General features: G+C 70.6%; 21 protein-coding genes and 2 tRNA genes. 11 read left to right on the forward strand and 12 right to left on the reverse strand.

The window, feature by feature from the left end:
* The first annotated feature begins 45 nt into the window (after positions 1-45).
* Both ACT7CP_RS07955 and ACT7CP_RS07960 read left to right on the forward strand, forming a co-directional pair.
* A complete protein-coding gene (locus tag ACT7CP_RS07955; protein WP_445443972.1) occupies positions 46-951 on the forward strand; it encodes a D-isomer specific 2-hydroxyacid dehydrogenase family protein in 906 nt (301 codons plus the stop codon).
* Between the two features lie 57 nt (positions 952-1,008).
* Positions 1,009-2,037: a lactonase family protein gene (locus ACT7CP_RS07960; protein WP_445441818.1), complete on the forward strand. Its 1,029-nt coding sequence runs from the start codon at positions 1,009-1,011 to the stop codon at positions 2,035-2,037.
* 37 nt (positions 2,038-2,074) lie between these two features.
* Here the strand turns inward: ACT7CP_RS07960 and ACT7CP_RS07965 are convergent, their stop codons facing one another.
* The 3 genes from ACT7CP_RS07965 to def all read right to left on the reverse strand — a co-directional run bounded on the left by ACT7CP_RS07965 (position 2,075) and on the right by def (position 3,283).
* Positions 2,075-2,440 (reverse strand): hypothetical protein, encoded by a 366-nt coding sequence (locus tag ACT7CP_RS07965; protein ID WP_445441819.1) that lies wholly within the window; start codon positions 2,438-2,440, stop codon positions 2,075-2,077.
* A gap of 125 nt (positions 2,441-2,565) precedes the next feature.
* Positions 2,566-2,638: transfer RNA gene (locus ACT7CP_RS07970), tRNA-Asn, on the reverse strand.
* A 78-nt stretch (positions 2,639-2,716) separates the two neighbouring features.
* Positions 2,717-3,283 (reverse strand): peptide deformylase, encoded by a 567-nt coding sequence (gene def / locus ACT7CP_RS07975; protein WP_445441820.1) that lies wholly within the window; start codon positions 3,281-3,283, stop codon positions 2,717-2,719.
* 39 nt (positions 3,284-3,322) lie between these two features.
* Here def and ACT7CP_RS07980 point away from each other — a divergent pair, with 39 nt between their 5' ends.
* From ACT7CP_RS07980 to ACT7CP_RS07995, 4 genes are all read left to right on the forward strand, one after another.
* A complete protein-coding gene (locus ACT7CP_RS07980; protein WP_413963040.1) occupies positions 3,323-4,234 on the forward strand; it encodes a DMT family transporter in 912 nt (303 codons plus the stop codon).
* A 177-nt stretch (positions 4,235-4,411) separates the two neighbouring features.
* On the forward strand, positions 4,412-5,671 hold the full coding sequence (locus tag ACT7CP_RS07985; protein ID WP_445441821.1) for a glycosyltransferase: 1,260 nt from the start codon (positions 4,412-4,414) through the stop codon (positions 5,669-5,671).
* A gap of 12 nt (positions 5,672-5,683) precedes the next feature.
* Positions 5,684-5,757, forward strand: a tRNA-Ile gene (locus tag ACT7CP_RS07990).
* A 311-nt stretch (positions 5,758-6,068) separates the two neighbouring features.
* Complete coding sequence (locus tag ACT7CP_RS07995; protein WP_445441822.1) at positions 6,069-8,261, forward strand: acyltransferase family protein; 2,193 nt, start codon at positions 6,069-6,071, stop codon at positions 8,259-8,261.
* 436 nt (positions 8,262-8,697) lie between these two features.
* Here ACT7CP_RS07995 and ACT7CP_RS08000 read toward each other — a convergent pair whose 3' ends face one another.
* From ACT7CP_RS08000 to gmd, 4 genes are all read right to left on the reverse strand, one after another.
* Positions 8,698-9,441, reverse strand: coding sequence for an SGNH/GDSL hydrolase family protein (locus ACT7CP_RS08000; RefSeq protein WP_445441823.1), 744 nt, complete (start codon positions 9,439-9,441; stop codon positions 8,698-8,700).
* 63 nt (positions 9,442-9,504) lie between these two features.
* Complete coding sequence (locus ACT7CP_RS08005) at positions 9,505-10,446, reverse strand: beta-1,6-N-acetylglucosaminyltransferase (RefSeq protein ID WP_445441824.1); 942 nt, start codon at positions 10,444-10,446, stop codon at positions 9,505-9,507.
* A 79-nt stretch (positions 10,447-10,525) separates the two neighbouring features.
* Positions 10,526-11,530 carry a GDP-L-fucose synthase family protein gene (locus ACT7CP_RS08010; RefSeq protein WP_445441825.1) on the reverse strand — a complete coding sequence of 335 codons (1,005 nt, stop codon included), beginning with the start codon at positions 11,528-11,530 and terminating at the stop codon, positions 10,526-10,528.
* Complete coding sequence (gmd, locus tag ACT7CP_RS08015; protein ID WP_445441826.1) at positions 11,527-12,579, reverse strand: GDP-mannose 4,6-dehydratase; 1,053 nt, start codon at positions 12,577-12,579, stop codon at positions 11,527-11,529. Before gmd ends, ACT7CP_RS08010 begins: the two co-directional genes overlap by 4 nt.
* A 170-nt stretch (positions 12,580-12,749) precedes the next feature.
* On the opposite strand from gmd, the gene ACT7CP_RS08020 reads away from it, so the two are divergent.
* From ACT7CP_RS08020 to ACT7CP_RS08040, 5 genes are all read left to right on the forward strand, one after another.
* Positions 12,750-14,039: a glycosyltransferase family 4 protein gene (locus ACT7CP_RS08020; protein ID WP_445441827.1), complete on the forward strand. Its 1,290-nt coding sequence runs from the start codon at positions 12,750-12,752 to the stop codon at positions 14,037-14,039.
* On the forward strand, positions 14,036-14,617 hold the full coding sequence (locus tag ACT7CP_RS08025) for an LbetaH domain-containing protein (protein WP_445441828.1): 582 nt from the start codon (positions 14,036-14,038) through the stop codon (positions 14,615-14,617). The genes ACT7CP_RS08020 and ACT7CP_RS08025 overlap by 4 nt, the downstream gene beginning before the upstream one ends.
* Positions 14,614-15,738 carry a glycosyltransferase gene (locus tag ACT7CP_RS08030; protein WP_445441829.1) on the forward strand — a complete coding sequence of 375 codons (1,125 nt, stop codon included), beginning with the start codon at positions 14,614-14,616 and terminating at the stop codon, positions 15,736-15,738. Before ACT7CP_RS08025 ends, ACT7CP_RS08030 begins: the two co-directional genes overlap by 4 nt.
* Positions 15,735-17,315: an O-antigen polymerase gene (locus ACT7CP_RS08035; RefSeq protein ID WP_445441830.1), complete on the forward strand. Its 1,581-nt coding sequence runs from the start codon at positions 15,735-15,737 to the stop codon at positions 17,313-17,315. The genes ACT7CP_RS08030 and ACT7CP_RS08035 overlap by 4 nt, the downstream gene beginning before the upstream one ends.
* An 82-nt stretch (positions 17,316-17,397) precedes the next feature.
* A complete protein-coding gene (locus ACT7CP_RS08040; RefSeq protein WP_445441831.1) occupies positions 17,398-18,495 on the forward strand; it encodes an acyltransferase family protein in 1,098 nt (365 codons plus the stop codon).
* 32 nt (positions 18,496-18,527) lie between these two features.
* On the opposite strand, the gene ACT7CP_RS08045 is transcribed toward ACT7CP_RS08040, so the two are convergent.
* The 5 genes from ACT7CP_RS08045 to ACT7CP_RS08065 form a co-directional block, all read right to left on the reverse strand.
* A complete protein-coding gene (locus tag ACT7CP_RS08045) occupies positions 18,528-19,655 on the reverse strand; it encodes a glycosyltransferase family 4 protein (protein WP_445441832.1) in 1,128 nt (375 codons plus the stop codon).
* 124 nt (positions 19,656-19,779) lie between these two features.
* On the reverse strand, positions 19,780-21,075 hold the full coding sequence (locus ACT7CP_RS08050) for an oligosaccharide flippase family protein (RefSeq protein ID WP_445441833.1): 1,296 nt from the start codon (positions 21,073-21,075) through the stop codon (positions 19,780-19,782).
* A 32-nt stretch (positions 21,076-21,107) separates the two neighbouring features.
* Positions 21,108-22,673 (reverse strand): sugar transferase, encoded by a 1,566-nt coding sequence (locus ACT7CP_RS08055; RefSeq protein ID WP_445441834.1) that lies wholly within the window; start codon positions 22,671-22,673, stop codon positions 21,108-21,110.
* Positions 22,674-22,803: 130 nt separating this feature from the next.
* Positions 22,804-23,091 (reverse strand): hypothetical protein, encoded by a 288-nt coding sequence (locus ACT7CP_RS08060; protein ID WP_445441835.1) that lies wholly within the window; start codon positions 23,089-23,091, stop codon positions 22,804-22,806.
* 153 nt (positions 23,092-23,244) lie between these two features.
* Positions 23,245-23,448 (reverse strand): cold-shock protein, encoded by a 204-nt coding sequence (locus ACT7CP_RS08065; RefSeq protein ID WP_012038298.1) that lies wholly within the window; start codon positions 23,446-23,448, stop codon positions 23,245-23,247.
* Positions 23,449-23,528: the final 80 nt, after the last annotated feature.

Genomic DNA, 23,528 nt, shown 5'->3' on the forward strand with positions numbered 1-23,528 from the left:
CACCGCCTCACCGGCGACGCGCGCCCGACCCCCGGTCCCGTGGCGATGCTGCCGCGCACCGAGGACGCGTACCTCGAGGCCGTCCGCGCGGGCGGCGGCGAGGTCGCCGAGCTCTCGGAGGAGACGCGCGGCATCGTCTGGCTCTCCATCCGCCGCGCCGCCGAGCTGACCGACACGCTCGCCGCCAACCCGCAGGTCCAGTGGGTGCAGCTGCCCTTCGCGGGCGTCGACGCGTTCGCCGACACGCTCCGCGCCTGCGACCGTCCCGACCTCGTCTGGACGAGCGCGAAGGGCGCGTACTCCCAGCCCGTCGCCGAGCACGCCCTCGCGCTGACCCTCGCGGCGCTGCGGCAGCTGCCCGAGCGCGCCCGCGCGACGTCGTGGGGATCCTCCGCGGGCCTCTCGCTCTACGGCGCCGAGGTCGTCGTGGTCGGCGCGGGCGGCATCGCCCTGGAGTACATCCGCCTGCTCGCGCCCTTCGACTGCACCGTCACCGTCGTGCGACGGAGCGGCGACCCGGTCGAGGGCGCCGATCGCACCGTCACGGCCGACCGGCTCGACGAGGTCCTCCCAGGCGCGGACGTCGTGATGCTCGCCGCCGCCAGCACCGACGACACGGCCCGCCTCATCGGCGCCGCCCAGCTCGAGGCGATGAAGGACACGGCCGTGCTCGTGAACATCGCCCGCGGCGCGCTCGTCGACTCCGACGCCCTGCTCGAGGCCCTCCGCACCGGCGGGATCCACGGCGCCGGCCTCGACGTCACGTCGCCCGAGCCGCTCCCGGACGGTCACCCGCTGTTCTCCGAGACCCGCTGCCTCATCACGCCGCACACGGCCGACACGGAGGACATGGTGCGGCCGCTGCTGGCCGAGCGGATCCGGCTCAACACGGAGGCGTTCATGCGCACGGGCGACTTCGTCGGCATCGTCGAGCCGTCCGCCGGCTACTGACCCGCCCGGCGGCCGGCGCCCGTCTCGTCGGGGGCGCCCCGTAGGGTGGGCGACGTGATGACGCCCGAGGAAGCCGCCGTGCCCGAGGTCTCGATCTGGGCGGGCGGGTACACCGCCGACGGCGGGGGATCCGGCATCGGCATCACGGGACTCGCCGTCGACGCGATCACGGGCGACCTCGCGGTCGTCGGCACGGCGGTCGAGACGCCCTCGCCCTCGTTCCTCCTCGCGCGCGGCGACATGGTCTACGCGGTGGGCGAGGCAGCCGACCGCGTCGAGGCGTTCCGTCGCGGGCCGGGCGGCTCGCTGCAGTGGGCGGGCGGGCAGCCGAGCGGCGGATCCGGACCCTGCCACCTCCACGCCGTGGATGACCTGCTCCTCACCTCGCACTACGGCGACGGCACCGTCGCCGTCCACCCGCTCCACGACGACGGCACCATCGGCGAGGCGACGCAGCTGCTCGCCGCCGAGGGATCCGGCCCGCGCCCGCAGCAGGACGGCCCGCACGCGCACAGCACGCTGCACGTCGGCGGAGGCACCGTGCTGAGCGCCGACCTCGGCACCGACACCGTGCACGTCCACCGGCTCCACGACGTCCGCCTCGAGCGGATCGCGACCGTCGCGTTCCCGCCCGGCACCGGCCCGCGGCACCTCGCCCTCCTCGCCTCCGGGCGCGTCCTCGTCGTGGGCGAGCTCGACGGGACCCTGCACGCCGTCGAGGGGTCGGGCGGATCCTGGCGACTCACCGCGTCCACGTCCTGCGCCGCCGAGCCCGACGCCCGCGACTCCGCGGCCGAGGTGCAGGTGTCGGCCGACGAGCGCCTGGCCTACGTGGGGCTCCGCGGCTCCGACCGGATCGCCGTGGTCGCGATCGGGGCGGACGGCGCGCTCGCCCCCGTCGCCGCGTTCGACTGCGGCGGCGAGACGCCCCGCCACCACGTGCTCGTCGACGACCGGCTGCACGTGGCGAACCAGGGATCCGGCACCATCACCTCGTTCCGCCTCGACCCCGCGACCCGACTGCCGATCGGGGAGCCCGCCCTCATCGCCGTGCCGACCCCGACCTACCTGCTGCCCGTCCGCTGACGGCCGGCCGGCCCGCCGGCCCGCCGGCCCGCCGGCGTCAGCGCAGCAGCAGGGGAGCGGCGGCGCGGATCTCCTCCTCGACGCCGAGCCCGCGCCAGCCGTCCGAGGTGAACGCCCGTCCGCCGACGCCGTTGCGGTCCATCAGCGCGAAGCCGACCGCGCGGATGCCCGAGTAGGCGATGAGCACGGGTCGCTCCGGGTCGGCGACGAGCCCCACGATGCGCTCGCGCCGCTCCTCGAGGAGCGGCAGCGTGCCGGCGGGCGCGTCCCCGGGACGCGGGCGGAGCGCGACGGCCACCGCGTCATCGTCGGGGGCGTCGCGCGCGCGGAGGTCCTCGTCGAGCAGCGGCCAGAGCCGGTCGACGTCGTTCGGACGGGCGACCACGACCTCGAACATCCCCATGGATCGACGCTACCCGGAGCGGCGTCCGGCGTGACGGCGCGCGAGCGGGCGGGAGGGATGCCGACGTCGACCCGGCGGTCCCGGGCAAAGTAAAAGGCCCCGCGGGTGGAGCCGCGAGGCCTTCGCTCCCCGAGTTGGACTCGAACCAACAACCTGCCGGTTAACAGCCGGCTGCTCTGCCAATTGAGCTATCGAGGATCACGTGGAGCAACCTGGAAAGCGTAGCAAAGAATCCGGCCGCCTCCGCCCACCTCCGTGTCGGCCGGGCGCGTCCCCTCAGTCCTCGAGGCGGTCGCGCCCCGGGAGCCAGGAGACGCCGGGCACGCCCCAGCCGCTCTTGCGGATGACCTTCGCCACGGGCTTCGCGTGCTCGTGCGCGAGGCGGTCGGTGTAGAGGTACCCGTCGAGGTGGTCGAACTCGTGTTGAAGGATGCGCGCGAACCACCCCTCGGCCTCGATCTCGAACGGCGTGCCGTCGAGGTCGACCGCCCGGAGGATCGCCCGCTCGGCGCGCACGAGCGGGAAGCGCTCGCCCGGGAACGACAGGCAGCCCTCCTCCTCGGTGTCGTCGTCGGCCTCGCGCACCGGCACGGGCGTGACGAAGAGGTCGGGGTTCACGGCCACGCCCCGCAGCGGCTCGCCCGCCTCGGTCTCGTACGAGTAGACGAAGACGCGCAGCGGCACGCCCACCTGCGGGGCCGCGAGGCCGACGCCCGGCGCCTCGTCCATGGTCTCGTACATGTCCGCGACGAGCGTCCGCAGGACGTCGTCGAACACCTCGACATCGCGGGCGCGGGCGTGCAGGACGGGGTCTCCGGTGATCCGGATCGGGAGGACGGCCATGCTGCCGATGATAGGCGGGCCGCCGGGTAGGGTCGGGGCGTGCCCTTCGACGCCAGCCCCGTGCTCCAGGCAGCCACGCTGACCCCGTACCAGGCGCTCGGCATCCCGATCGCGCTCGTGGGCGCCGTGTTCCTCTCGCTGGGCGCGCAGCTGCAGTCGCAGGGCGTCGCGAAGATGGAGGCACGCGGCACCAAGAGCACCTCGGGCCTCAGCCTCCGCCAGCTCGGTGCGCTGCTGGGTCGACCCTCGTGGGTCGCCGGCACCGTGATGCTCGGCCTCGCCATCGTGTTCCAGCTCGCGAGCCTGCGTCTGGCACCGCTCATCGTCGTGCAGCCCCTCGGCGCGGTGGCGCTCGTGGTCACCGCCATCCTCAACTCGCGCGCCACCGGCGTGCGGCTCGACCTGAAGGCGAAGCGCGCGGTCGCGCTCTGCATCGGCGGCGTGGGCCTCTTCGTGGTCTTCGCGGCCGTCTTCGCCAAGGAGACGCCCATCCGGACCCCCGAGCTCATCACGATCCTCGTGATCCTCGGCATCGTGCTGGTGGTGCTCGGCGGCCTGTTCCTCTACTTCCGCCGCCACGTGCGCGCGATCTTCTACATCATCAGCGCGGGCGTGCTCTACGGGTTCGTCGCGACGCTCGCCAAGGTCGTCATCAACCGCCTCACCACGGGCGACTTCGACGCGCTCACGGCCGTGTGCATCGTGGCGCTCATCGCGGCGACGCTCCTCGGCGCGTACTTCGTGCAGACCGCGTACTCGTCGGGCCCGCCGGACCTCGTCATCGCGGGCCTCACGGTCGTCGACCCGCTGGTCGCCGTCTGCATCGGCGTCACCGTCCTGGGGGAGGCGGCCGACGCCCCGTTCTACGCGGGCGTGGCCTTCCTCGTCGCGGGCGCCGTGGCCGTGGCCGGCGTGTTCCAGCTCGCGAAGCACCACCCGCACGCCTCCTGACGCGCCGGGGCGCCCTCCGCCCGGTCGCCGTCGACCGCCCGCGCGGGCTCCGGGCCGCCCGGTGCGCCGTCGGCCCGTGCGCGGACCCGTGCGATACGGTGCTTCCCGACACCCGGCCCGCGCCACCCGGATCCACGTGGCGCACGCCGGACGCCGACACCACTGGAGAGACACTTCTTGCCGAACACCTCGGACACGACCCCGCGCGAGCCCGCGACCTCCGATCGCCCGCTGCGCATCCTCATCGGCGCCGACACGTTCCCGCCGGACGTGAACGGCGCGGCGCGCTTCGCCGAGCGCCTCGCGGGAGGTCTCGTCCGACGCGGGCACGAGGTGCACATCGTCGCCCCGGCCGCGAACCGCAAGCACGGCACGTGGACCGAGGTGCACGACGGCCAGGAGGTCACGGCGCACCGCCTCCGCAGCTGGCGCTGGTACCCGCACGACTGGCTGCGATTCGCCCTGCCGTGGCACATCAACCAGAACAGCGCGCGGATCCTCGACGCCGTCCAGCCCGACGTCGTCCACTTCCAGTCGCACATCATCACGGGCCGCGGCCTCAGCATCGAGGCCGCCAAGCGCGGCATCCGCATCATCGGCACCAACCACTTCATGCCGGAGAACATGCTCCAGCACACGCTGCTCCCGGTCGCGTGGCAGGACAAGGCCATCACGATGGCGTGGAAGGCCGCCCGCCGCACCTTCGGCCGCGCCGAGGCCGTCACCACGCCCACGCGGCGCGCCGCCCAGTTCCTCGAGCGGTACACGGGGCTCGAGGGCGTCATCGCGATCTCCTGCGGCATCGACGCCGCCAACTACACGCCGGACTTCGCGCCGCGCACGCGCAACCGCATCGTGTTCGTCGGCCGGGTCACGGGGGAGAAGCAGATCGACGTGCTGCTCCGCGCGTTCGCGCTGCTGCCCGCGTCGCTCGACGCCGAGCTCGAGATCGTCGGCGGAGGCGACCAGAAGACCGCGCTCGAGAAGCTCGCGTCCGACCTCGGCATCGCCGACCGCACGACGTTCACCGGCTACGTCACCGACGAGGAGCTGCGTCACGCGTACACGCGCGCCACCGTCCTCGCGATGCCGAGCATCGCCGAGCTGCAGTCCATCGTCACCATGGAGGCCATGGCCTCCGCGCTGCCCGTCGTCGCCGCCGACGCCATGGCGCTCCCGCACCTCGTGCACGACGGCGAGAACGGCTACCTCTTCCGCCCGGGCGACGCCGACGACCTCGCGGCGAAGCTCCGCCTGGTGCTCGAGGCGCCCGAGGAGGAGCTCCAGCGGATGAAGCGCGAGAGCCTCCAGGTGGTCGCGTCGCACGACATCGAGCGCACGATCTCGACGTTCGAGAGCCTGTATCGTGGCGAGTCCGTGGCCACCCCGGTCACGGACGAGGCGCACGGACGCGCGGACGGCCACGGCGCCGCCTAGCCCGTCCGCCCCGGGGCGGTAGCTCAGCTGGTCAGAGCAGCGGACTCATAATCCGTCGGTCATGGGTTCAAGTCCCATCCGCCCTACTCCCATCCGCGATCCGCGCACGCGCCGCCCGCTCGCGCCCCACCCGCGCACCGCCACCCGCGCTCGGTGCCCTTCGCTCCCGCGCCCTCCGCTCCCGCGCCCTCGCCGCGTGACCCCTCGGACTGGGGTCCGCCGCCGCTTTACCACGGCGCCGTCGAGACCGCCAGGCGCATGTCCGCTGGAATACCATGGGCGAAGAAATCACCCGGCCGCGGCGGCCCCGACGCCGCCTGCGACCGCCACCGGCCACCCGCCGTCGAGGCGTCCGCGCACCCCCGCGGATCCCGCCGCCGCCACCCGCGAGGACACGATGACCAGCAGCAGCACACGCACGCGCCGACCCGACGCCGTGGCCCCCGAGGGCTCCAGCACGCGCTCGTTCCGCGGCGACATCCAGGGCCTGCGCGCCCTCGCGGTCGTCGCGGTCATCCTCGACCACCTCCTCGCCTGGCCGTCCGGCGGCTTCCTGGGCGTCGACGTCTTCTTCGTCATCTCGGGCTTCATCATCACGTCGCTGCTGCTGCGCCAGCACGACAAGCTCGGGCGGATCTCCTTCGCCGACTTCTACCGCAAGCGCGTCAAGCGCATCCTCCCCGCCTCGACCGCCGTGCTCCTCATGACCGTGCTCGCGAGCTGGATGGTCTTCCTCTCCGGCCGCGCCTCCGCCATCGCGTGGGACAGCGTCGCCGCCTTCTTCTTCGTCGCCAACTGGCGCTTCGCCGCGACGGACACCGACTACTGGGCGGCCGACAGCGCGGTCTCGCCCGTGCAGCACTACTGGTCGCTCGGCGTGGAGGAGCAGTTCTACGTCGTCTGGCCGATCCTCCTGACCCTCGGCCTCGCGCTCTCGCTGCGGTTCCGCGGTCCCGGGCGCTACCGGGGGATCCTCACGGCGATCCTCCTCGTCGTCACGGTCGGCTCCTTCGCCTGGGCGATGGTCGACACCGCGGGCAACGCGGCCGTCGCGTACTTCTCCACGTTCTCCCGCGCATGGGAGCTCGGCATCGGCGCGCTCCTCGCCGTCGCCACGCCCCTGCTCGCCCGCATCCCGGACGCCGCCCGCCCGGTGATCGCGTGGGCCGGCCTCGCGGTCATCGCGTACGGCCTGTTCGCCCTCAGCAGCGCGTCGCCCATCCCGGCCCCCGGATCCGCGATCCCGGTCGTCGGTGCCGCGCTCGTCATCGCCGGCGGCACCGGCGGTCGCCAGCGCTTCCTCTGGCCGCTCACGAACCCGGTGTCGCGCTACCTCGGGGACATCTCGTACTCGCTCTACCTCTGGCACTTCCCGGTCATCGTGATCCTCGCCGCCGTCGCGGACACCGCGGGCCTCGGCTACCCGATCATCGTGCTCGTGCTGACCCTCGGCCTCTCCGTGCTCTCGTACCACGGCCTGGAGGACCCCATCCGGCGCTCGCACTGGCTGGAGCCGGGCGCCGCGGCACGCCGCAAGAGGAAGCGCTCGCGTCGCCAGAAGGGCTTCGGCGTCTCGACCACGACCAAGGCCACCGCGATCGGCACGGCCGCGCTCCTGACCGTCACCTTCATCAGCCTCGCCGTCGTCCGCCAGCAGGAGATCCAGGACGCGTCGTCGATCGCGACCGGCCCGTCGGCGGGTGCCGAGGCGGAGACGCCGGCCGAGACGGCGGCCCTCGCCGACGGGGCCCTCGGCGCCCTGCAGGGACAGATCCGCGACGCCCTGCAGGCCACGAGCTGGCCCGCCCTCGACCCGGCGATCGACGGCCTGGAGAAGACCGCCGTCCCCGTCGAGGACGGCCAGGGCTGCGGCCGCACCGACATCGCGAACCCGCGCTCGTGCTCCTTCGGCGACAGCCGGAAGCCGACGGTCATGGTGCTCGGCGACTCGACGGGGATCACGCTGCTGCCGACCGTGCGGGCGCTCTTCGAGGCGACGCACCACATCCGCGGCCTCACCTACGCCGGCTGCGCCGTCATGGACGTGGACTGGGAGTTCCCGGACGCCTCCACGAAGGGCGGCTGCCTGGAGTTCCGCGACGCGGCCGTCGCCGCGATCCAGGAGGAGAAGCCGGAGATCCTCTTCGTGAGCAACAGCTACGGCCAGGTGCTGAAGCTCGCCTCGAAGGCCACCGGCGACGCTGCGGTGACCGAGTGGTCGGCGGGCGTGCAGAGCACCGTCGGCAAGGTCCGGGAGAGCGTCGGCCAGGTCGTCCTCGTCTCGTCGCCGCCCGTCGGCCAGCCGCTCGAGACGTGCGCCACCAAGGTGTCCACGCCCGCCGACTGCCAGGCCGCCATCCCCGGCGCCTGGAAGGTGGGGGACCGCGCCCAGGAGGACGCGGCCACCGCGCTCGGCGTCGCGTACCTCGACACGTCCCCGCTCTTCTGCTGGGAGGAGGAGTGCCCGTCGTTCGTCGGGAGCACGCCCACGAAGCGCGACAGCGTGCACACCACGCCGCAGTACGCGTCCGTGATCACGCCGGCGTTCCGGCAGATGCTCGACGAGGCGCTGGCGGGCGCCCCCGCCTGATCCGCACACGCCGCTCGCCCGACCGGCCCGCGGGTCGGAAAACACAGGCTAGCCGTAAGACGCGCGGACGCGTGACGGCCGTCGTATCGAGCGGGAGGACGGGCTACTTCCGCAGCGTCATAATGTGCGTGCCTCCCGTCCCACTCGACCGTCGAACGGAGGCCCTAGTCAAGGACGATGGACGAGGTCCACCCGGCGTCGTCGAGCTTGGACACGTCGAGCAGTTCCTCCAGCGAGCCGTCGGTTTTCGGATCCATACAGCTCATCCAGGACCACTGTCGCTCACGTGCGGACGGCGTGTCGAAGTCGGGTACCCGATGAGCGGTTTCGTAGTTCCTCGCGCACCCGCTCAGTCCCTCGAATCATGCCGAGATGTGTCTACAACCGAAGTTCGAGGCGCGGCATCCGATGAGGACGGGCCCGCCGAAGGCTGCACCTAAGCAGCTGGCGGCTGGATCGAACCCGCGATCGCCGCGTGCCCGTCATCGTTCGGGTGGACACCATCCTTCGCGATGAACTCGGGGCGCCCTTCCAAGGGCTGCCCTAGATCGAGATATGTGGCGCTGTTGCGCTCGGCAGCCTCCTTGATCGTCGTCGCTAGGCCCTGGAACGAATCAGGTGCAGCGCCTTCGTCCGTCAAAGGTGAAGTTGCATAGATCTCCGCGTCCGGGAGGGCAACGCGCAGATCGCGGTAAAAGGCTTGAATCTGCCGCGTAAGGTCGTCAGAGGGTCGATCGTTTCGACCGCCCGTGACTACAACGAATGTGGGTTGCGCGGCGACGATGGCGGGAATCATCTGACGGTAGTTCGGGCACACGTCTAGCCCGCAACCGTTGACGTCCGAAGTGGTGATGTAGCCGGTACCGCCGCGAGCGAGGTTGGTCAGTTCCCAGCCCATGCGGTCGGCAAGCAGAGACGGGAAGGACCTGGCCTTACTGGTGGCCCCTACTCCTTGAGCGTACGAGTCACCGATCACGACAGCCCGGTTCGACGCTTCGATGACCGCTGGTCCGGTACTCGCAGTGGAGCCCTCAGATCGCGGGACGGTGCCAGCGTTCGGAGCAACGTCCGCGCCGCTACCTAGAGCGAAAGAGGACAGCCCGACGACAAGCGCTGCTAGGGCAGCAACTCCACCGATGCCCCATGCCGTGCTGTCACTTCTACGCCTGCGATTCCCCACGTAAGGAATAGTAGGCGGTCACTGCATCCAGATGTGCCCGACACACCCAAACGCCTCGGGTGTCTAAAGCGTCGCGCCAGGCCCAGCACTTAAGAGTTCTCCATCGATACGATCGAGTAGCGTGGCTGATCGCCTCATCTCCAACTTGCGGAGGAAGTAAGCGGAGGAGCCGGCTACTTCCGTCCAATCAGCCTCCGTGTAGACCTTCGTCAGCGACGGGTCGATGTGGTGGAGGTTGGCGTAGCGCCAGTTGCCGGGTCCCGCATAGGGCTCTGACCCATCCGGTTCCGCACCGCCGGTCTCACGTCCGCGGGGGGAGCTGAGGGCGAGCGACTGGTAGAATTTCTCCTCCGCGACGAAGATTCGTCGGAAGTACCGCTCGAGCTCGGGCGTCACCGACGACTCGAGGTGCGCTGCGAAGTCCGCCGTCATGGCGAAGTGGGTCACGCCGTGCGCGACGCGGAAGCCCGCCGGCGGTCGCAGGGGGCCCGCGACACGGGATCCGGCCTCCAGCGCGCGGATCGCGAGGTTGCGGGCGCGCCTCAGCCGGGCGTCCGTCGTCCGGGTGCTGAGGAGGGAGAGGTCGCGGTGGTATCGGCGGTCCACCTGCGAGGTGTACTTCTCTTCGGATCCCGCGACGTCGAAGTACCGCAGGAACTGCTTCCCCGCGGAGCCGGCGAACATCTCCTCCAGCTCCGTCACGGGCCGGATCGGGTAGTCCTGACCGGAGAGCAGGGCGAGGTATTCATCCGGCCGCGCCCGGGATATCCCGGCCTGCACGAGACGCCTAATGGCCTCGACCTGCGAGTATCCGCCCCAGTTGACACGTACACGATCCGCGATGAATTCGACGCGATTTTTGTCCTCGGCCGCGATGGCGGCGGTGAAGGGCGCCTGATCCACCTTCTCGTCGACATGCACGATGACCGGATGTGGAGCGAGCCTCCGAATCGTGCGGGCGAGGAGTTCGGGCTCCCGGAAGGTGTAGATGAGGAATACGGACATGGCAGCACCTGTCTCTGGGACGGTCTCTCGTCTGATCGTTCAGTGACGCGACGACGTAGGGACGCCGCATCGACACCCGCTACTCCCGCAGCGTCGTGATGTGCTCCCGGTACCACTCGACCGTGGAGCGCAGGCCCTCGTCGAGGCCGATGGAGGAGGTCCACCCGGCGTCGGCGAGCTTGGAGACGTCGAGCAGCTTCTGCGGGGTGCCGTCGGGCTTCGTCGTGTCCCACTCGGTGCGGCCCTCGAAGCCGACGACGCGCGCGATGGTCTCCGCGATCTCGCGGATCGTGACGTCGCTGCCCGTGCCGACGTTGACCTGCTCGGGCCCGTCGTAGTGCTCCATCAGGTGGAGGCACGCGGCGGCCATGTCGTCGACGTGCAGGAACTCGCGGCGCGGCGTGCCGGTGCCCCAGTTCGTCACCGACTCGGCGCCCGACGCGCGGGCCTCGTCGTAGCGGCGGATGAGCGCCGGCAGCACGTGCGATCCCTGCGGCGAGAAGTTGTCGCCGGGGCCGTAGAGGTTCGTCGGCATGGCCGAGATCCACGGCAGGCCGTACTGGCGCCGCACGGCCTGGATCTGCATGATCCCGGCGATCTTCGCGATCGCGTACGCGTCGTTGGTCGGCTCGAGGTGCCCGGTGAGGAGGCTGTCCTCGGTGATGGGCTGCGGCGCGAGCTTCGGATAGATGCAGGACGACCCGAGGAACAGCAGCCGATCGACGCCGTGGGCGAGGGCGGCGTCGAGCACGTTGACCTGGATCCGCAGGTTGTCGCTGAGGAAGTCCACGGGGTAGGTGCTGTTCGCGAGGATCCCGCCGACCTTGGCCGCGGCGAGCACCACGTGCACCGGCCGCTCGGCCGCGAAGAACGCGAAGACGGCGTCGCGGTCCTTGAGGTCGAGCTCCGCGGAGGTGCGGCCCACGATGTCGGTGAAGCCCTCGGCCTCGAGCCGGCGGACGATCGCCGAGCCGACGAGTCCGCGGTGCCCCGCCACGTAGATCCTGGCCGACCGGTCGAGTGGCGCGGGCGTGAAGGCGACGGCGTCGCGCTCGTCGCCGGTGGACGCGGGGGCCGCGGTCATGCCTGGACCGGGGCCGGCTCGGCCGTGCCCCAGCTGGCGAGGCGCACCGTGTCGATCCAGGGGCTGCCCTCGGAGGCGAGCGCGGCGATGTCGGCGTCGACCATGATGCGGGCCAGCATCGTGGTGTCGACCGTGGCCTCCCAGCCGAGCTTCTCGCGCGCCTTCGAGGCGTCGCCGACGAGCGCGTCGACCTCGGTGGGGCGGAGGTAGCGCGGGTCGAAGCGCACGTGCTCGGACCACTCGAGGCCCGCGTGCGAGAACGCGGTCTCCAGGAAGTCGCGCACCGTGAAGTTGCCGCCGGTCGCGAGCACGAAGTCGTCGGGCTCGTCGACCTGCAGCATGCGCCACATGCCCTCCACGTACTCGGCGGCGTAGCCCCAGTCGCGGATGCTGTCGAGGTTGCCGAGGTAGACGTGGTCCTGCTTGCCGGCCTGGATGGCGGCGACGGCGCGCGTGATCTTGCGGGTGACGAAGGTCTCGCCGCGGCGGGGCGACTCGTGGTTGAAGAGGATCCCGTTCACGGCGAACATGTCGTACGCCTCGCGGTAGTTCTTCGTGATCCAGAAGCTGTAGAGCTTGGCGGCGCCGTAGGGCGAGCGCGGGTAGAACGGCGTGGTCTCGTTCTGCGGCGGGGGAGTGGCCCCGTAGAGCTCGCTCGAGGAGGCCTGGTAGAAGCGGGTCTCGATGCCCGAGAGGCGCACGGCCTCGAGCAGGCGGATGGTGCCGGTGCCGGTCGTGTCGGCCGTGTGCTCGGGCTCGTCGAACGAGACGCGCACGTGGGACTGCGCCGCGAGGTTGTAGACCTCGTCCGGCTGGATCTGCATCATCAGCGTGGTGAGGCGCGAGCCGTCGCTCAGGTCGCCGTAGTGCAGGAAGAGCTTCGCGCCTTGCTCGTGCGGGTCCTGGTAGAGGTGGTCGATGCGCGACGTGTTGAACGTCGACGAACGGCGGATGAGGCCGTGGACCTCGTAGCCCTTGCTGAGCAGCAGCTCGGCGAGGTACGAGCCGTCCTGCCCCGTGATGCCCGTGATGAAGGCCTTCTTGGCCATGGATCCCCCCAGATTCTCATGCGATGCGATCGGGCGACGGCGGGGCGCGTGCCCGGCGCGGTCTCCCGTCCGCACGAATCTAACCCGAGGGCGGCCCGCGACGGCAATCGGGGGACGGCGGCGCGCGGCGCGTTAACGACATCGAAACCTTTAGGCGTCACAATGACCTCATGGGGGATTTGAGCACGACCGACGCTGCGCGCACGCAGACGGCGCCGGATCTGGGGGGCCTGAGCGTCTGCCTGATCGGCATCAACTACTGGCCGGAGACCACGGGCATCGCGCCGTACACGACCGCGATGGCCGAGGCGCTCACCGACGCGGGGGCGACGGTGCACGTCGTCACCGGGATACCGCACTATCCGCAGTGGAAGCTGCAGGACGAGCGCTACGCCGAGGGCCGACGCTGGGAGGAGATGCGCGACGGCGTCCGCATCACCCGCGTCCGCCACAGCATCCCCGCGACGCCGGACCTCCAGGGCCGCGCCAAGCTCGAGGCCAGCTTCCTGCAGGGGGCGCTCCGGGAGGTGCGGCGCGACACGAGCGACATCGTCATCGCCGTCACGCCGTCGCTCGCCGGCCTCGCCGCGGGTGCGCTCGGCCACGGCCGCCGCCCGTTCGGCGTGCTCGTGCAGGACCTGACGGGCAACGCCGCGGGGGAGTCCGGCACCACGGGCGGCCGCGCCTCGCGCCTCATCGCGTCCGGGGAGTACACGCTGCTCCGCCGCGCCGACCGCATCGGCGTCATCACGCCCCGCTTCGGCGACCTGCTCATCGAGCAGGGGATCGACGAGCGGTGCATCACCGGCCTGCCGAACTTCACGCACATCACGCCGGTGGACGTCTCCACCGCCGCCGCGCGCGCCCGCCTCGGCTGGACGGCCGACGCGTTCACCGTCGTCCACACCGGCAACATGGGCATGAAGCAGGGGCTGGAGTCGGTCGTCGAGGCCGCGCGCCTGTCCGACACCCGCGACCTCGGCATCGAGTTCGTCCTCGTCGGCGACGGCAACCAGCGGGCCGCGCTCGAGGCGCAGGCCGAGGGGATCCGCTCGCTCCGCTTCGTGCCGCCGCTCGACGGCGACGACTACCCGTACGCGCTGGCCGCGGCGGACGCGCTCCTGCTCAACGAGAAGCCCGGCGTGCGCGAGATGAGCATGCCGTCGAAGCTCACCTCGTACACGAGCTGCAAGCGGCCCATCATCGCGGCCGTCGAGGACGGCGGGATCACGGAGAGCGTCGTAAGCGAGCACGGCGCCGCCTCGATCATCCCGCCCGGCGACCCCGAGCGGCTCCTGCAGGCGGCGCAGGACCTGCGCTGCGACGTCGCGCAGGCCGCGCACCTCACCACGGCGGCGGAGCGGATGTTCCAGAACCGCTACTCGCCCGTGAGCGCGCACGCCCGCTACGTGCGGTTCGCCCAGTCGCTCGCACTCCTCGGCGCCGGGGTGCCCGCGTGACGGCGGCGCACGACGCCGCGACGGACGTCCCCGTGATCGACCTGTCACGCGCCCCCGGCGAGCACCAGGCCTGGGACCGCCCGAAGCGCACGGTGTACCTGTGGGCCGTCGTCGAGCTGCTGCTCGTCACGAACCCGTGGCAGATCAGCTCGGGCCTCCGCGTCCGGGCGCTCCGCGCGTTCGGGGCCGAGATCGGCGAGGGCGTCGTCTTCCGACCGCGCACGCGGGTAAAGTTCCCGTGGAAGCTCCGCATCGGCGACCGCTCCTGGATCGGCGAGGGCGTCTGGTTCCACAACCAGGACCTCATCACGATCGGCCATGACGTCGTCCTCTCCCAGGAGACGATGCTCACGACGGGCAGCCACGCGCACCGCCGGGACATGGCCCTGATCACGCGCCCTATCGTCATCGAGCCGGGAGCGTGGATCACCTCGCGCTGCCTGGTGCTCGGCGGCGCGCACGTGGGCCGCTCGGCGCTCGCCCGCCCGATGACCGTGGTCGCGGGCGACGTGCCCGCGGACGCCGTCGTGTCCGGGCCGGACTGCGCGGTCGTCGGCTCGCGGTTCGCCGCATCGTGACGCGCCCTCTGCGCATCGCCCACGTCCTGCCCTACGTCTCCGCAGACGGCGCGTTCGGCGGTCCCGTCGCGGTGGCCGTGGAACAGTGCCGGGAGCTCGCGCGGCAGGGCCACCGCGTCATGCTCGTCGCGGGATGGGACGGCGAGGTCGACCTCGCCGTGAATGGTGTCGACGTGCGCCTGTTCCGTGCGCGCGCGCTCCCCGGCCTCGGGTTCAGCGGACTGGTCTCTCCAGCCATGATCGCGGGGCTGAGGCGTCACGTCCGCGAGTTCGACGTCGTCCACATCCACCTCGGTCGGCACCTCCTGGCCCTCTCGGCCGCCGAGGTCGGCCGACGGGCGGGCGTGCCGTACGTGCTGCAGACCCACGGCATGGTGACGGCCGACGCACGCGCCAAGTCGCGGATCCTCGACGCCGTCGCGGTCCGCCGCGTCCTCGTGGGCGCACGAGCCGTGCTGGCGCTCACGGACGCCGAGGAGGAGGCGCTCGGCGGCGTGTCCCGCGGAGACGCGCGCGTCGTCCGGGTCCGCAACGGCGTGGCGCCGGTGTCGGTCACCCGGCACCGGGAGCCGGATGCGGTTCCCGAGGTCCTCTTCCTGGCCCGGCTGCACCCCCGCAAGCGCGTGCTCGCGTTCGCGGCGATGGCCGCCCTGCTGCACGAGCGCGGCGTCCGGGCGCGCTTCGCCGTGGTCGGCCCCGACGAGGGCGACCTCCCCGCGTTGACGGCGTTCATCGCCGCGCGTCCGGGCCTGCCCCTGGTGCACGAGGGCAGCATCGCACCCGGCGCCTCCACCGAGCGTCTGGCGGCGGCGGACGTCTACGTGCTGCCGAGCGTGCGTGAGGTGTTCCCGATGACAGTGCTCGAGGCCCTGGCCGTCGGGACCCCCGTGGTCCTCACCGAGGACTGCGGTATCGCCGCCGAGCTCCGCGCCGCTGGCGCCGCGCTGGTGACGGATGGCTCCCCGGACGGCCTGGCGTCCGCTGTCGCTCTGCTCCTCTCATCACCGGAGACGCGCGCGGAGGTCGCCGCTGGGATGCGTAGGAGCCTAGACGAGGACCTCGGCATCTCCGCCGTAGTCGAGACGCTGCTCAGGGCATACGAGCGAAGCGAGGAAGCGTGAACGTCGCACGTCGATCACCGGCCATCCCCCCGCGCGTCGGGACGAGCGAGCTGGTCACCACTCCGGCCGCGCCGACCGGGGGACTGGCCTACGGGCTCATCAGCACGCTTCTGACCCTCACCCTGTGCGGAGTCGTCCCCCTGGGCGTCTTCGCCACGGTGCCCTACGACACCAGCGGCGCTGTGCCCCTTGAGCTGGGTATGTCCCTTGTCTCGCTGATCCTCAGCGGCGCGAGGCTCTCCTTCGTGATCGGAGCCGGGCGCCAGAGCCTCTTCACGTTCGCCTTCTGGCTGTTCGCTTACGTCTTCGTCACGCTGCCCACGTTCGCGCAGATCCTGACAAGGCGCTTCCCCGGCACCACCCCCGATATAAGGCTGGAATACGTGCCCGCGGCGCTCGCGATCGTCATCGTGGGCCTGGTGTGTGCCATGTTCGGTGGCGGGCTCGTGGGGAGACTCCGGGGTACCCGTCCCGAAGCGCACGTGGCGCTGGCGCCAGAGTCGAACGCGCGGAGATGGACCCTCGACCGCACCCGGATCACGCTTCTCGCCACCGTTGGCTTCGTCGGCTGGGCCTATTACGTGTCCCGGATCGGGTTCGCCACGTTCCTATCAAGCCGCGAAGAAATGGGCGCCGCCCGGAGCCTCGCATTCCCCGACCCCAGCACGGCGACGATCATCTCCTCGGCGGCGACGCTTCCCCTCCTCGTATGCGTTCACGCGATGGCTCTTTACCGCCGCTCCGAGAGGAGCACTACTGGAACCGCGCGGAGCTTCACGCTGATGCTGCCGGCAGCCCTCCTCGCGGTGGTCTTCGCCATCAACATCTTCAGCTCGTCTCGGTACCTGTTCGGCACCATGGCCTTCAGCTTGCTGGTCCTCGCGGGCGGGTTCAAGACGCGCACTAGAGCCCGCTTATCGATGAGCTCATTGGTGTTCCTGCTCCTGGCCGCCTTCCCGCTCTTCGCGATCTTCCGACGCGAGACGACCAGCACCTCATCCGAGCTCGGAGCATCCGCCTTCGTCAACAGCGGCGACTACGACTCCTTCGCGCAGATCGTCAACTCCGTCAACTACGCGGCGTCGGAGGGCTTCGTTTGGGGGAAGCAGCTCCTCGGTCCCTTCGTCTTCTGGGTACCGCGCACCCTGTGGCCGGACAAGCCGATCGACACCGGCGTCCTGATCGCTCAGTTCCGCGGGTATAACTTCGAGAATCTCTCGGCGCCGTTTTGGGCCGAAGCATTTATGAGCGGCGGCTGGGGCGGCGTTGTGATCCTGTTCCTCATTCTCGGCTACGTCCTCAAGAGTGCCGACGGTAGCGTCCACCGGTCCCTTGAGAGCGCAGGAGTGGCCTCCATCACAGCGGCCATCCTGTCGTTCTACATGCTCATCCTGCTGCGCGGTTCGCTCCTGCAGGCGACGAGCACGCTAGCCGTGATCCTAATCAGCCTCCTCATAGTCGCCTCTCGCAGGCGGACGGCACCTGACGGCCCGCCTGATCCGACGGGTCGCGAACAAATCATCGCCACGAGGGTCGGCCACAGGGCCCCGCGCCGTCGCTCATACGGCAGTCGCTGATAGCAGGCCTGGCCGCCGACACCGGCGGTCCCGACGGCCCCCACCCGCGAACGCACCCCCTTCGAGAACGACGAGGCCCTACATGACAGCGACCACCGGCATTCGGGTCGACGCCCCTCACCGTCGCGTCGCTGGCCTGGACCTGATTCGGGGCGTGGCCATCGCCCTGGTGCTCCTCCGTCACGCCTGGCCGGATGCCTTCGGCTCCGGTGGGATCGTCGGGGTCGTGATCTTCTTCACGCTAAGCGGCTACCTCATCACCGGCATCCTGAGCCGGGACGTCGAGCGCGCTGGGCGGGTCCGGTACATGCGCTTCTACCGAAACCGCGCCATCCGGCTCTTGCCTCCGCTGGTAACCATGCTCGCCGTCTTAGGAATCGTGACCCTCACGCTGGATCCGCTCGGCGAACGCGGCGGTCTGACTCGCGCCCTGATCGTGGGGCTCACTTACACGGGCAACTTCCCCTTCGACCTCGGGAGCTCCGCGATCGACCACCTTTGGACCCTGGCGACGGAGGAGCAGTTCTACCTTGTCTGGCCGCTGCTCCTCACGCTGGGGATTCGGAAGGGGAGGCTGCGTGCGGTGCTCCTCGCCGCGGGGCTGGCGCTGGGCCTGGTGCTGTGCACCACGTTGGTCCTGACGTACCCGGACGTGCATCGCATCTACCGCCTGCCGACATCGTGGGCGCTCGCAATGGTCCTCGGCGCAGCAGCCCGTATTAGTACCGGGTCCTGGAAGGCGTGGTTCGCGGCGCGAGCGTCCCGACGCCGGGTCGCGGGGACCGCTGCGGCTGCAGCGCTCCTGCTTCTCACGGTGATCCCCGACGGCAAGGACAGCATCGGCTCTTACCTGGTGCTGGGCCCCCTCGTCGCCGTGCTCACGGTCGTTTTGATCACGTCGTGGCGTGCGTGGGACGCGCTCCCGACGCAGTGGCTGCGTCCGCTGCTGGCCCTGGGGACCGTCTCCTACGCCGCCTACCTCTGGAACTACCCGCTCCTGCTTTGGCTTGGCACAGCCGTCGATGCACGGTGGCTGCCGATCGCGAGCATCGCGACGACACTCCTCGCGGCCATTATTTCGTGGTGGTTCGTGGAAGTGCCGTCGCAGCGCCTCCGACAGCGGTACGACCGACGTGACCGATTGCGCGCACAAGAGGAGATGACGACGGGACCCGCCTGAATGCTCAGCCGGCGCCCATCATCAGGACGAGCTCACGTCCTGGGGTGCATCTCCCGGACCGCCGACAGGATCACGCGTGTGATGATCTCGGCCGCGCCTTCTATTGTCGGGTGCTCACGGTTCAGACGTGAGTCCACCGCGCTGTCCGCGAGCATCGCCTCCGCGACGGCCGCCGCTGTAGGCGCGACCTCAACGACGTCCACTCCTGGTCGGAGGTACTCGTGTTCGGGAGCGTGCGCCGCCCCCTGAGTGGTCAGCACCTGTAGGCCCATCACGAGGGCGTCGACGGCCACCAGGCCGATGCGTCCCGGGTTGACGAGCACCCGGGCCAGGGACGCGGCCGGCGCGTACGCCTCCGCACCCGCCTGTCCCAGGAGCACGACGCGTCCGGTCTTCCGCGCGAGCGCCTCGACCATCTCTCGGGACTCCCCGTCACCGGCGACGACCAGCCACAGCCGCGGATCGGCATTTAGCGCAATCGAAGCCGCGTCGACGAGTAGGTCGATGCTCTTGTACCGATTTAGCGCCCCGAGGAAGAACGCGACGCGCGCGTCCTCCGGCATCCCATGCGTCTCGCGGAACGCCCGCTCCACCTCCGGGGTCACGGCCGACATCGCCCGTTGCAGGCGCGACGTGTCCGTGGAGTTGCGGAACGCCGTCACACGGTCTTCGTCGAGTGACGTCGCCGACAGGACGTGACGGCGGCCGGCCTCCGTGTAGGTCAGCACCCGGGCAGCTCGCGCGTTCATTGCGTCCTCTACGGCGTCCGCAAGGAACGACTGCGTCGTCGTCTCCGAGATGCCGTGACCCAGCGTGACGTACGGCTGCCGTAGCACCGCGCGGAGCCATGCGTTGAGGTTCGTCCCCTGCATCTCAGTGACAAGCAGCACGTCGCGCCCCCGCCAGGTGCTCGGTAGCCGCCGGAACATGAACTTCGGGACGGACCTCACGGGCTGGACGGTGAGGGAGCGCACGCGGCTGGCCCATCGGGGCTCTACGCCGTCGCCGCGGTCGCGGATGGCGCGCTCCTGGTCCCTATCCCCGCCGTGGAAGACGCGGCACTCGATGCCGGCGTCCGCCAAGCTTGCGATCACGAGCTCCCAGAGGCGCTCCCGATAGCCGGGGACATAGGGCTGGGTGATGGCCACACGGGTGGTCACGACGATCTCCCCGCGACAACGGGACGGATGGCGGCTAGGGCTGCGCGCATGGGAATGGTGACCTCCTGGTGGTCTCTCGGAGCGGAGCGGCGGCGGGCACCGCGGTCGCGGCACAGACCCCCTCTCACCGGTTGGGCTCTCGACGGATGACGAACACCGCGAGACGGCTGGACAGCAGCACGCTCTGCAAGACGAACGCGGACGCGAGGCCAATCGCCGCCCCTGCCGCCCCGGCTGCAATAGACCCCGCGACGACCCCTGCCAGGCAGGCGAAAGTCGTCACGACAGCCGTGGTGGCCACGTAGTGCTTGAGGCCGAGGCCGAGCAGCAGCGTGCTAACGAGCGAGCTGGCGGACGCGAAAACCAGCCCCCCGCAGGTCACTTGGAGCGCGAACGTCGCGCCGGAGTAATCGTCCCCGAGAAACACCGGGACCGCCCAGGGCATGGCGAGGATGAGCGCGCCGTAGAAGAGGCCGAACACCGCCGTCGCGCCCGCGACGAGCTTGCAGAGCGACGCGATCGTCGAGGAGGTGCGCTTGGACGCGGCCGGCAGCAAGATCGTGGCGAGCGAGTTGGGGAGGATCCGCAATGGGTTGGTCAGCCGCGCGGCCGCCGCGTACAGGCCGGCCTGGGCGGGACCGGCGAAGGCGCTCGTTAAGGCGACGTCGAGGTTCTGGATCTGCGAGGAGACGGAGTTTATCCAGTACGGATACGAGCGCGACACGAGCTGCGACATGGTGTGCCGTGACGACAGGACCAGGCGCTTCGAGACGTACACGTGGGCGAAGAACCATGAGAGCGCCGCGGCCACCGCGAACGCCAGCGCGATGGCGAGCATCGGCGGCGTGTCCGTCCACGTGGAGAGGCCGACGAAGATCCCGAGACTCAGGACCCGGCGGAGCACGAGGTTCGTCACGTTGATCCACGAGTCCCCGTCCGCCAGCACCACGCCGAGCCACGCGTCGGCGTTCCTCTCCGCCGCGGCCCAGAGGGCGAAGGGCAGCAGCAGCCAGTACTGCGCATCGACGGCGACGGCGAGGAACACGCCAGTGATGAGGAGGAGCGCGGACAGCGCGATCGAGAACAGATTGTTGAGCTTCAGCGCCGCGGTCACGATCCCGTCGCGGGCGTCCCGGGCGCGCTCGCGGACGATGAGCGTGGGAAGGCCAAGGTCGAGCAGGGTCTGCGGGATGGTGATGACGCCGTACGCGGCCGAGAAGAACCCGAACTGCGCGGGGGAGACCTCCCGCACGAGGAGGAGCATGATCGCCGCCTGCAGCAGGGCAGCGATGATCTTGCCGGACGAAACCCAGAGGAACTGCAGACCGAGGCGATCCCGTCGCGATTCGACGCCGCCGTCCGAGGGTGGCCCAGGGACGCTGTCCTCCTCGCCGAACGACGCGCCGGGGATGGTCGTCATACCGTGTTCCCGATCACTCGTCGCGCCGGCCGTCAATACGCCCCCTCACGCCGCAGCACAGCCCGCGCCGTCTTCCACAGGATCACGAGATCCCCCACGATCGACCAGTTCTCCACGTAGTACAGGTCGAGCCGCACGCTGTCCTCCCACGACAGGTTCGACCGGCCGCTCACTTGCCAGAGCCCCGTTATCCCGGGCTTCACCAGGAAGCGCCGGTGCACCTTCGTCTCGTACGCCTCGACCTCGCGCGCCAGCGGCGGCCGCGGTCCCACGAGCGACATGGTCCCGTTGAGGACGTTCACGAGCTGCATCAGCTCGTCGAGGCTGTACCGCCGGAGGAACCGCCCGATCGGGGTGACCCGGGGGTCGTCCTTCATCTTGAAGAGCACCGAGTTGCCGGCGTCGCGCGACTGCTTCTCGAGCTCGAGGAGCCGGGCCTCCGCGTCCGTGACCATCGTGCGGAACTTCAGCATCTGGAACGGGCGCCCGTTGATGCCGACCCGCTCCTGGCGGAAGAGCACGGGCCCCGGGGTGCTGAGCCGAATGGTCATCGCGATGACGAGGAGCAGGGGAGAGGCGACCACGAGGATCAGCGTGCTCGCGACGATGTCGAACGCCCGCTTCGCGAAGAGCTTGGTGCCCTCGTAGCGCGGCGTCTCCACGTGGATGAGCGGCAGGCCGGCGACCGGGCGGGTGTGGATGCGGGGGCCGCCGATGTCGGTGAGGCTCGGCGCCACGACGAGGTGCTGTCGACCGGGCTCCAGCGACCAGCTGAGCTCGCGGATCCGCTCCGGCGACAGCTCGTCGTTGCTGGCAATGACGATGGTGTCCGCGTCGACCGCGCGCATGGCGGCCTGCAGGTCGTCCAGCTTGCCGAGGACGGGGATCCCGGTGCCGGGCAGCGTCGCGGCGATGACGCCCGAGGGGATGCACGCCCCGACCACGTGGTACCCGGCGTAGGGCTGGCGGGCGAGCTCGCGGGCGAGGAAGCCCGTCGACGCCTCGGATCCGATCAGCAGCACGCGGGAGGAGTAGCGGCCCTTGGCGCGCTGCACGTTGAGCCACTGCCGCCACATCCAGCGACTGAGGACGAGGGTGACGAGGCCCAGGGGCAGGGCGATGATGACGTAGCCGCGGGCGAAGTCGATGCGGCCGAGGAAGGCGACGATGGCGACCAGGCCGAACAGCCGCACGGTCGCGTCGAGGATCAGCCGGTACTCCTGGGGCCCGGTGCCGAGCACGCGGTAGCCACGGGTGCCGTACAGGCCGAGGGCGACCATCCAGCTCGCGATGATGACGACCGATAGGACGGAGTAGCTGACGGCGACGTCCTCGGGGCGGCCGGTGAACTGCACGTCGGAGGTCTCGAAGCCGAACCACGCGATCTGCACCCCGAACACGACCCAGATGAGCACGAGGAGGTCGGTGACGACGAGGCCCATGGCGTAGACGCGACGCCAGTCCTGGGCACGCGCGCCATCCGCCTCCGTGATGGGACCGGCGTTCCCGCCGAGGCCCTTCGGCGTCCTGCGCGTCGAGCCCCGACGGATGCCGGCCTCGCGTGCGTCCCCGTCGTGCGTCGTCTTCTGTTCGATCATCGTCCCCCCAAGCCGATGGTGCGTCCCCCTGAGGCGCCGTCGGCTCTTGTGGTCGAGACTACAGGCGATATCCGTGACCCCGAGCGGGTGGCCGCGCAGGGCCGGTACCCCGCCGCCGCACGGGGTGGCGTCAGATCCGCGTCCAGGCCCCGCCGTCGCGCCGGGTGATGCTCGCACGGGGCACGTCGACGAGCTCGGCGGTGCGGGCGCGCACGGCGGCAGCGATCCGCTCGGCGGCGGGGTCGTCCTCCGCGGTGAAGCGGACGGTGAGGCGCGGCTCGCCCCGGATGACCTGGATGTCGTTGGCCTCGAGGGTGGCGACCCGGGTGGCCTCGGCAGCGGCGGCGGGGAGGACGGAGGCGGGGTCTGTCCCCGGGCGCAGGGCGCCGACGGTCATGGTGATGCGGTAGGAGGGCACGCCCCATGGTCGCGCACCTCGTCCTCGGCATCCGACCGCGGGAGGACCGGCGCCGGACGAGGACCCGTTAAATGGAGGACGGCCCCGACCACATGGTCGGAGCCGTCCTCGGAAGCTCAGCGTGCGTCGCTCACCGATGGTGAGCGGGTGGCGTTAGAGCGGGCGGATGTTCTCAGCCTGGGGACCCTTGGGGCCCTGGGCGACCTCGAACTCCACCTTCTGGTTCTCGTCGAGCGACTTGTAGCCGCCCGTCGCGATCGCGGAGTAGTGAGCGAACACATCCGCGGTTCCGTTGTCGGGAGCGATGAAGCCGAAGCCCTTTTCAGCGTTGAACCACTTGACGGTGCCTGTTGCCATGACGAAATTTCCTTCAAAAGAGATGCATCGATCCCGGGACCCGGGACCGCGGGTCGAAAGACCTTCGTGACCCTCCGGCG

The sequence above is a fragment of the Clavibacter rahimiani genome (genome assembly GCF_052654495.1).

Excerpts from the sequence above, each read along its gene's own strand:
- ACT7CP_RS08050 (WP_445441833.1), bottom strand. The coding sequence starts at position 21,075 with ATGACGACCATCCCCGGCGCGTCGTTCGGCGAGGAGGACAGCGTCCCT.
- gmd (WP_445441826.1), bottom strand. The coding sequence starts at position 12,579 with ATGGCCAAGAAGGCCTTCATCACGGGCATCACGGGGCAGGACGGCTCG.
- ACT7CP_RS07955 (WP_445443972.1), top strand. The coding sequence starts at position 46 with ATGCTGCCGCGCACCGAGGACGCGTACCTCGAGGCCGTCCGCGCGGGC.
- ACT7CP_RS08040 (WP_445441831.1), top strand. The coding sequence starts at position 17,398 with ATGACAGCGACCACCGGCATTCGGGTCGACGCCCCTCACCGTCGCGTC.
- ACT7CP_RS08020 (WP_445441827.1), top strand. The coding sequence starts at position 12,750 with ATGGGGGATTTGAGCACGACCGACGCTGCGCGCACGCAGACGGCGCCG.
- ACT7CP_RS08005 (WP_445441824.1), bottom strand. The coding sequence starts at position 10,446 with ATGTCCGTATTCCTCATCTACACCTTCCGGGAGCCCGAACTCCTCGCC.
- ACT7CP_RS07960 (WP_445441818.1), top strand. The coding sequence starts at position 1,009 with ATGACGCCCGAGGAAGCCGCCGTGCCCGAGGTCTCGATCTGGGCGGGC.
- def (WP_445441820.1), bottom strand. The coding sequence starts at position 3,283 with ATGGCCGTCCTCCCGATCCGGATCACCGGAGACCCCGTCCTGCACGCC.
- ACT7CP_RS08010 (WP_445441825.1), bottom strand. The coding sequence starts at position 11,530 with ATGACCGCGGCCCCCGCGTCCACCGGCGACGAGCGCGACGCCGTCGCC.
- ACT7CP_RS07965 (WP_445441819.1), bottom strand. The coding sequence starts at position 2,440 with ATGGGGATGTTCGAGGTCGTGGTCGCCCGTCCGAACGACGTCGACCGG.
- ACT7CP_RS08065 (WP_012038298.1), bottom strand. The coding sequence starts at position 23,448 with ATGGCAACAGGCACCGTCAAGTGGTTCAACGCTGAAAAGGGCTTCGGC.
- ACT7CP_RS07995 (WP_445441822.1), top strand. The coding sequence starts at position 6,069 with ATGACCAGCAGCAGCACACGCACGCGCCGACCCGACGCCGTGGCCCCC.
- ACT7CP_RS08055 (WP_445441834.1), bottom strand. The coding sequence starts at position 22,673 with ATGATCGAACAGAAGACGACGCACGACGGGGACGCACGCGAGGCCGGC.